Source organism: Desulfacinum infernum DSM 9756 (assembly GCF_900129305.1).
Taxonomy (GTDB): domain Bacteria; phylum Desulfobacterota; class Syntrophobacteria; order Syntrophobacterales; family DSM-9756; genus Desulfacinum; species Desulfacinum infernum.
Window position 1 is genome coordinate 21,043 of the sequence record NZ_FQVB01000044.1, and the last position, 7,539, is coordinate 28,581.

General features: G+C 61.4%; 6 protein-coding genes. 2 read left to right on the plus strand and 4 right to left on the minus strand.

Features of this window, described 5'->3' with window-relative positions:
* Positions 1 to 21: 21 nt before the first annotated feature.
* Positions 22 to 651, plus strand: coding sequence for a cytochrome b/b6 domain-containing protein (locus BUB04_RS16470; RefSeq protein ID WP_073041522.1), 630 nt, complete (start codon positions 22 to 24; stop codon positions 649 to 651).
* Positions 652 to 1,251: 600 nt separating this feature from the next.
* Here BUB04_RS16470 and glgB read toward each other — a convergent pair.
* From glgB to BUB04_RS16485, 3 genes are all read right to left on the minus strand, one after another.
* Positions 1,252 to 3,183, minus strand: coding sequence for a 1,4-alpha-glucan branching protein GlgB (gene glgB / locus BUB04_RS16475; protein WP_073041524.1), 1,932 nt, complete (start codon positions 3,181 to 3,183; stop codon positions 1,252 to 1,254).
* A gap of 501 nt (positions 3,184 to 3,684) precedes the next feature.
* The gene (locus tag BUB04_RS16480; RefSeq protein WP_073041526.1) at positions 3,685 to 4,008 is read right to left on the minus strand and encodes a carboxymuconolactone decarboxylase family protein; all 324 of its coding nucleotides are present in this window, start codon (positions 4,006 to 4,008) and stop codon (positions 3,685 to 3,687) included.
* Positions 4,009 to 4,321: 313 nt separating this feature from the next.
* Positions 4,322 to 5,560, minus strand: coding sequence for an acetate kinase (locus BUB04_RS16485; protein ID WP_073041528.1), 1,239 nt, complete (start codon positions 5,558 to 5,560; stop codon positions 4,322 to 4,324).
* Between the two features lie 124 nt (positions 5,561 to 5,684).
* Between BUB04_RS16485 and BUB04_RS16490 the strand changes: the two genes are divergently transcribed.
* Positions 5,685 to 7,097, plus strand: a complete 1,413-nt coding sequence (locus tag BUB04_RS16490) for a sigma-54 interaction domain-containing protein (RefSeq protein WP_218588495.1) — start codon at positions 5,685 to 5,687, stop codon at positions 7,095 to 7,097.
* Positions 7,098 to 7,293: 196 nt separating this feature from the next.
* Here the strand turns inward: BUB04_RS16490 and BUB04_RS20325 are convergent, their stop codons facing one another.
* On the minus strand, positions 7,294 to 7,533 hold the full coding sequence (locus BUB04_RS20325; protein WP_084076317.1) for a group II intron maturase-specific domain-containing protein: 240 nt from the start codon (positions 7,531 to 7,533) through the stop codon (positions 7,294 to 7,296).
* Between the last annotated feature and the right edge of the window lie 6 nt (positions 7,534 to 7,539).

Genomic DNA, 7,539 nt, shown 5'->3' on the forward strand with positions numbered 1-7,539 from the left:
TCGAATAGGAAGGAGCTTCCCATGAGCGAAAACGGTATGGTACGGATCTATCTCTACAGCCGCTTTGAGCGGTTCTGGCACTGGGCCCAGGCCGCCCTCATCATCTTCCTGGCCATCACGGGCTTGGAAGTGCACGGGGCCTACGAGATATTCGGCTTCCAAAAGGCCGTGGAACTTCACAACACGGCGGGCATCACCTGGCTGGTTCTCTATGTCTTTATCATCTTTTGGAATCTCACCACGGGGGAATGGAAGCAGTACATCCCCACCACCCGAAAGCTCCTCAGCGTGGCGCGTTACTACGCCTACGGCATCTTTCGGGGAGAACCCCATCCGGTTCCCAAGAGCGAGAGACAAAAACACAATCCCCTGCAGCGTCTCACCTATCTGGGGATCTCCCTGGCTCTCATTCCCATCCAGATCGTCACCGGTCTTCTTTACTACCTGTACAATTCCTGGGCGGGGCCGGAAGCCCCCTTTTCCCTGGGTGCGGTGGCCATCGTCCACACCATTGGAGCCTTTTCGCTGCTCATCTTCCTCATCGTGCACATCTATATGACCACCACCGGCCACACGGTGGGCGCTCACATCCGGGCCATGATCACCGGCTGGGAGGAGGTGCCGGCCCGGGGAATCGAAAGCAGCTCCTGAAGCTTTTGAGATTCAGAACGGAACTTGTTCCTGTCATGAACCCGCCAACGGCACACCCGGGTTAACGGGCGGGGGAAAACCCCGCCCCTCCAGTCGACGCCACCCGCCGGTAAGTCCTCCCGGCGGAAACACCAACGTTCCGCAGTCACAGACTCCCGGTTGCGCGGGAGCAGCGGTTTGAGGAGTGATCGAGAGCCTTTCTGAAAACGCCGGGGATGTCCTCCTTTTAGTAGCGCAGCCCTTTAGGGCGGCGGAAGAATCCCCGAACGTCGGACGGACCGATCGGGTATTGCCCGTCACTTCATTGGGTTACGACAGCCCCTTTCCGCGGGGCGGAAGCCCCGCGGCTACGAAAGAAGTCGCGTTCTTAGGAGGCTGTCCGAAAACTCCGCCACCCGTCACTCCCGCGCAAGCGGGAGTCCATAACTTGCTGCAAGTTCTGCCTCCCCGCTCCCCGTTCAAGCCGGGGACAGGCTTCGCGGGGATGACGAATCGGCGTTGAACGAGGCAAATTCGCCGTTGTCGGACAGGCTCCTGAGCGATTGATGAAGAAAACACGTTTTCGGACAAGCTCCCGAGGGAGGTCTTCTGGCCGGAGGCTCAACGGGAGACGTCCGGGGCGGGTTTGAAAATCACGGCCGCGAGAGGCGGCAACGTGATGGACAGGGAATAGGGCCGCCCATGGAACGGCACCGGTTCCGCCTCCACCCCGCCCAGGTTTCCCAGGCCGCTCCCGCCGTAGAGGTCCGCATCGCTGTTGAGCACCTCCTTCCAGTAGCCCCCGAAGGGCACCCCCACGCGGTAGGGCCGGCGCGGCACCGGCGTGAAGTTGAAGGCGCAGACCGCCACGTCCTCTTCGCGCTTGGACCGGCGAAGGAAGATCAACGTGCTCTGCTCGCTGTCATTGCAGTCGATCCATTCGAACCCGTGGGGGTCGTGGTCCAGTTCGTGGAAGGCCGGCTCCCGGCGGAGCAGGGCGTTCAGGTCCCGGACCCAGGATTGAAGCCCCCGGTGGGAATCGTATTCCAGCAGGTGCCATTCCAGGGCGGCGTCGTGGTTCCATTCCGACCACTGGCCGAATTCGTTTCCCATGAAGAGAAGCTTCTTGCCCGGGTGGGTGAACATGTAGCCGTAGAGAAGCCGCAGGTTGGCGAACTTCTGCCACAGGTCCCCCGGCATCTTGGCCAGCATGGACCCCTTCCCGTGGACCACCTCGTCATGGGAGAAGGGCAGGACGAAATTTTCCGTGAAGGCGTACAGGATGCTGAAGGTCAGGTTGTTGTGGTGGAACTTGCGGTGGATGGGATCCTTGGTCATGTAGAGAAGGGTGTCGTGCATCCAGCCCATGTTCCACTTGAAGCCGAAACCCAGACCTCCCAGGTAGGTGGGCCGGGACACCATGGGCCAGGCCGTGGATTCTTCGGCGATGGTCATGGTGTCGGGAAATTCCCGGTAGACGGTCTCGTTGAAGCGCTTCAAGAACGCGATGGCCTCCAGGTTTTCGTTGCCCCCGTACTTGTTGGGGATCCATTCGCCGTCCTTGCGGGAATAGTCCAGGTAGAGCATGGACGCCACGGCGTCCACCCTCAGTCCGTCGATGTGATAGACGTCCAGCCAGAAGAGGGCGCTGGAGATGAGGAAATTGATCACCTCGTTGCGGCCGAAGTTGAAGATGAAGGACTTCCAGTCGTTGTGAAAGCCCAGGCGGGGATCGGCGTGTTCGTAAAGGTGAGTCCCGTCGAAAAAGCCCAGGCCGTGTTCGTCCGTGGGAAAGTGGGCGGGAACCCAATCGAGGATCACCCCGATGCCGTGCTGGTGCATGATGTCCACGAAGGCCATGAAATCCTGGGGCGTGCCGAACCGGCTGGTGGGAGCGAAGTAACCCACCGTCTGGTAGCCCCACGATCCGTCGAAGGGGTGTTCCGTCACGGGAAGGAGTTCCACGTGGGTGAAGCCCATCTCGGTCACGTATTCGGCCAGGCGGGGGGCCAGCTCCCGGTAGGTGAGCCAGCGGTTTCCCTCTTCCGCGTGGCGCATCCAGGATCCCAGGTGCACCTCGTAGATGGAAAGGGGAGCCTCCCGGCTGTTGGCCCGTGCCCGTGAGCGCATCCAGTCGGCATCCTTCCAGGCATATCCGCCCAGGTCCCACACCACGGACGCCGTCCGGGGGCGGATTTCACAAAAGAACCCGTAAGGGTCCGCTTTCTGGACCTTGTAGCCTCCATGGCGGGACGTGATGGCATACTTGTAGAGGGCTCCCGGGGCCACGCCCGGCAGGAAACCCCGCCAGATCCCCGTATCTTCCAGAGGCTCCAGGGGATGGACCCCTTCGCGCCAGCCGTTGAAGTCCCCCACCACGGAGACCTTTTCCGCATTGGGCGCCCACACGGCGAAGTGAACGCCGTCCTCGCCGTTCATTCGGCACGGATGGGCTCCCATCTTCTCCCAGGCACGGTACAAAGTGCCCTGCTTCCAGAGATAGATGTCGAAATCGGTAAAGAATCGCGTTTCCTCGGAACTCATGCCGTCCATCGCTCCAGCAGGCTCTTCGGGTGGTATCCATCGGCCAAGGACGGGGAGCTTGTCTGAAAATGGCTCCCCGAATCAAGATGACGGAAAATTTCTGTTCTTTTCGTAGCCGCGGGGCTTCAGACCCGCGGGAAAGGACGATCGGGACCCAATGAAACGAGGGGCACCGAGCCCGACGGCCCATCCGTCGTCCGGGAATTCTTTCGCAGCCCTGAAGGGCTGCGCTACAACCAAGCCGCTCGTTCCCAGTGTTCCCGGACAGCCTTCCAGGAGCCCGCCCGACAACGGTGGATTTTCACCGTTCCGTGGCCCTCCGTCATCCCCGCGAAGCTTGTCCCCGGCTTGACCGGAGAGCGGGGATCCGGAGCTTCCAGTAGGCTATGGACTCCCGCTTGCGCGGGAGCGACGGCTGGTGGAGTTCTCGGGCAAGCTCCCCGGGGCGGTTTGCGAACCGCCCTTACGAAAAACGGTTCACGTCGGAAGCGATCCGGGCCGGGATGCCGGTTACGACTCGTCCGCGAATTCGTCGTGAGCCCAACTCAGGGCGGCCGAAACGGCCGGAAACCCGATGGTGCTCACCAAGAGAAGCAGCGCGTGGACGATTTCATCTTGGGACGCACCGGCCTTCAACGCCCGGCGCGTGTGGCTGTGGACCGCTCCTTCGGAACGGATGGCCGCGGCCGCCGCCAGCTGGACGAGATGGGAAGTCTTCTCGTCCAGGGGGCCTTCCGAACGCACGGCCTTCCCCAGCTCGTCCAAAGCGTCCATGACCCGGGAGTGCTTTTGGCGAAGCGATGTATACCAAGCGGGAATCCTGTTCTCTGTCATGGCCGTCCCTCCTTGGAAGAACCGGAAAGGGGATGCCGAACGGCGCCCTCCGCGCCGCTCTAATACGTACCCTAGCGCGACCATCGGCTCGTGACAACAGGGAAGAGGCGGGAGGGTGCGGTTTGAACGGGAAGCCGGAATGGCGGAGCCATGGAAGAAAGACGAAGATTTCTCCCCATCGTGTGGTTTTTCCGGGCGGGCGTAAAGCCCGCCCCTACGAAGGCACAGACCCTTCGGGTAAGGACGGGACTCACTTCCTCTGGGGGCGGGGGATTTCGGGTGATTCGTCGGGTGGTCGGATTTCGCCGCTCGTTCAGACCGCTTGCGCCGGTGCTTCACGGCTTGCCGTGGACGAAAGCACCCGACAGGTCTGGCGGGCGATCTCCAGCTCTTCGTTGGTGGGAATCACCAGCACCCGAACCTTACTGTCGGAACGGTTGATGCATTGCGGCTGACCTTCCCATTGGAGATTTTTCGCAGGATCGAGTCGGATTCCCAGGTTTTCCAGGTCCCGGCACACGAGCTCACGGACGGTCGCATCGTTTTCGCCGATTCCACCCGTGAACACAACGGCATCCGTTCGTCCCAGCACCGCCATGTAGGCCCCCACATATTTCCGGTAGCTGTGGACGAGCATTTCAAGGGCCAGCTGAGCCCGCGCATCACCCCGAAGGCGGCGACGATGGATGTCCCGAAGGTCATTGTGCCCGCAGATTCCCAGAAGACCGCTTTCCCGGGTGAGCAAATCCATGATCTCTTCCACGCCCATGCCCGCCCGACGGTGCAGGTAGCCCACCACGGCCGGATCCAGACTGCCGGATCGGGTGCCCATGATCACGCCTTCCAGAGGGGTCAGACCCATGGATGTGTCCACGCTGCGCCCGCCCCTCACGGCCGTGATGGAGGCGCCGTTTCCCAGGTGAAGGGTGATGAGATTGAGCTGCTCCAGAGGAATGTCGAGCAGCCGGGAAGCTTCCCGGGTTACAAAGGCGTGGGAGATACCGTGGAAGCCGTAGCGCCGCACGCCCAGCTCCTCGTACAACCGATAGGGCACGGCATAGAGGTGCGCTTCCGGAGGAATCGTCTGGTGGAACGCCGTGTCGAAGACGGCCACCTGAGGCGCCGAGGGAAAGAGCTCCAGCGCCGTTTCAATGCCCGCAAGGTGCCCGGGGTTGTGGAGCGGCGCCAGCGGGATGTGCTCCCGGATGCCTTCCACCACGCCGGCATCGATCCGAACCGGATGCCGAAATCTTTCCCCCCCATGCACCACGCGGTGGCCGATGGCGTCGATGCGCTCCGGGTCGTCGATCACGCCGCCGCCTTCCGTTGTCAGCAGGTGAACCACCCGTTCCATGGCCTGGCGGTGATCCCGAATGGGAAGCTCCTCCGTGATCTGGTGGACCCCGGTGGGTGTTCTCCCTTGATGCGTAACCCGGCTGCACGGCTCGCCGATCTTTTCCACCACGCCCCATGAAAGAGGCTCTTCACTTGCCATGTCCAGCAGGCGGTACTTGATGGAAGAACTGCCCGCATTGATGACCAAAACCAGCATGTTTGGACGCTCCGTTCTTCTCGTATCCCATCAGCCGCAGGGTTGCGCTCCCACGGAATTGTTTGCACAATAACGGGTTGATGGTTTACATAGTCGCTTCAAATGAAATTTGAGAGGACTTCACATGCTCCCCAACGGGATGTTTCCACCGGAAACGGACTCCGCCTTGCAACCCCACTTCTATAGTATTCTCAACCTCTTGAAAGACGGGGTCTACATCTCCAACCGGGAAGGATCCACCCTCTACGTCAACGATTCCTGGCAGCGCCTGACCGGAGTGTCTTCGGATCGCGTTCTGGGACACCGGGTCACCGAACTCCTGGAGATGGGAGTCTTCGACGCCATCGTCAACCCGGACGTGGTCCGCACGGGCAAGGTGGTCACCCGGGTCCAGAAGATCAACGGACGCAGCGTCGTCCTGCACGGCCATCCGGTCTTCGACGCCCGCGGCCGGGTGGAGCTGGTGGTCACCTTCGTCCGAGACATCACCACCTTCAACAGGATGAAGGAGGAAATCGCCACCCAGAAAAGTCTCATCCAGCAGTACCAGAGGCAGGTTTCCAGCCTGAATCCCGAGGAAGTCTTCCTGGACGAGGGGATGGTGGCGGTGAGCCGCGAATCCGAAGAACTGCTCCACGCCTTGGACACCATCGCCCCCACCGAGGCGTCGGTGCTCATCCTGGGAGAAACCGGCGTGGGCAAGGACATGGTGGCGCGAAGACTCCACAAGAAAAGCCGCCGGTCCGCCAAACCCTTCATCAAGGTGGACTGCACCACCATCCCCGAATCCCTGGTGGAATCGGAGCTGTTCGGCTATGAATCGGGCGCCTTCTCCGGAGCCAAGGCCAAGGGCAAACGAGGCCTTTTCGAAGACGCCAACGGCGGCACCCTTTTCCTGGACGAGATCGGGGAACTCAACCCCCACATGCAGACCAAGCTGCTGCGTGCGCTTCAGGACCAGGAGATCATCCGGGTCGGCTCCACCAAGGTCACGCCCATCGATGTGCGCATCCTGGCGGCCACCAACCGGGACCTGGGAAAAAGCGTGGCCGAAGGCACGTTCCGAAGCGACCTCTACTATCGCCTCAAGGTGGCCGTGCTCCATGTGTTGCCCCTGCGGCAAAGGAGGGACGACATCTTGCCTTTGGCCAAGGTCTTTCTCCACCGGTTCAATGCCAAGTACGGTAAGAGCGTCCGGCTCACCAGCAAGGCCGAAAACGCCCTGCTTCGCTACAGCTGGCCGGGAAACATCCGGGAGCTGGAAAACATGATCCACGGCCTGGTGGTTTCGTCGGAAAAGCCCCAGATCTGCTGCGCCGATCTTCCCGTAGAGATCGGCGGGGCCGCGGGTTGTGCCACGTTCTCCTCCGGCGATTTCCTTCTCGAAATCGGCTCCCAGCCTCTCAAGGAAATCGTGCGAAAGCTGGAGCGTGCCGTCATCGAAGAGGCTCTGGCCATCTACGGATCGGTTTCCAAGGCCGCCGAGGCGCTTCAGGTCAACCGCACCACCATCTTCCGCAAGACCAAGAACGATTAGGACCCGAGACTCGGCCGCTTGCCCGAAAGGACGGTCATGGCGAGGCCGCCCCGCATGAAAGAGCGAACCAGGAAGGATGAAACGCCCCTTGGGGACAAAGGCCCCTGATAGGGGTAGGAAGGACTCGTTGCCGAGTCCCTCCCCCCTCCGAACCGTACGTGCGGATCTCCCGCATACGGCTCTCCGGTTGGTGGTTTTACCCCGCTGAGGACTGGAGCATTGCGCGATGGGCTGCCACGAGGCTGTACAACCCATGGCGCTCAAAGAAAGCATTCGGCCATCTGTTATGATCGCGGCCTCGGCTGATCCCCTTTCGTCCGCTGCGCTTACGCAGAATACTGCGCAGTCGCCGACGAACCCATGAGTCGAGACGGGGAAACGTCCACCTGGAGGAGTGTTTGAAGTATTCCATCCATCCACGAAGGCTGCGGTTCACTTCCGT

Excerpts from the sequence above, each read along its gene's own strand:
- BUB04_RS16470 (WP_073041522.1), top strand. The coding sequence starts at position 22 with ATGAGCGAAAACGGTATGGTACGGATCTATCTCTACAGCCGCTTTGAG.
- glgB (WP_073041524.1), bottom strand. The coding sequence starts at position 3,183 with ATGGACGGCATGAGTTCCGAGGAAACGCGATTCTTTACCGATTTCGAC.
- BUB04_RS16480 (WP_073041526.1), bottom strand. The coding sequence starts at position 4,008 with ATGACAGAGAACAGGATTCCCGCTTGGTATACATCGCTTCGCCAAAAG.
- BUB04_RS16485 (WP_073041528.1), bottom strand. The coding sequence starts at position 5,560 with ATGCTGGTTTTGGTCATCAATGCGGGCAGTTCTTCCATCAAGTACCGC.
- BUB04_RS16490 (WP_218588495.1), top strand. The coding sequence starts at position 5,685 with ATGCTCCCCAACGGGATGTTTCCACCGGAAACGGACTCCGCCTTGCAA.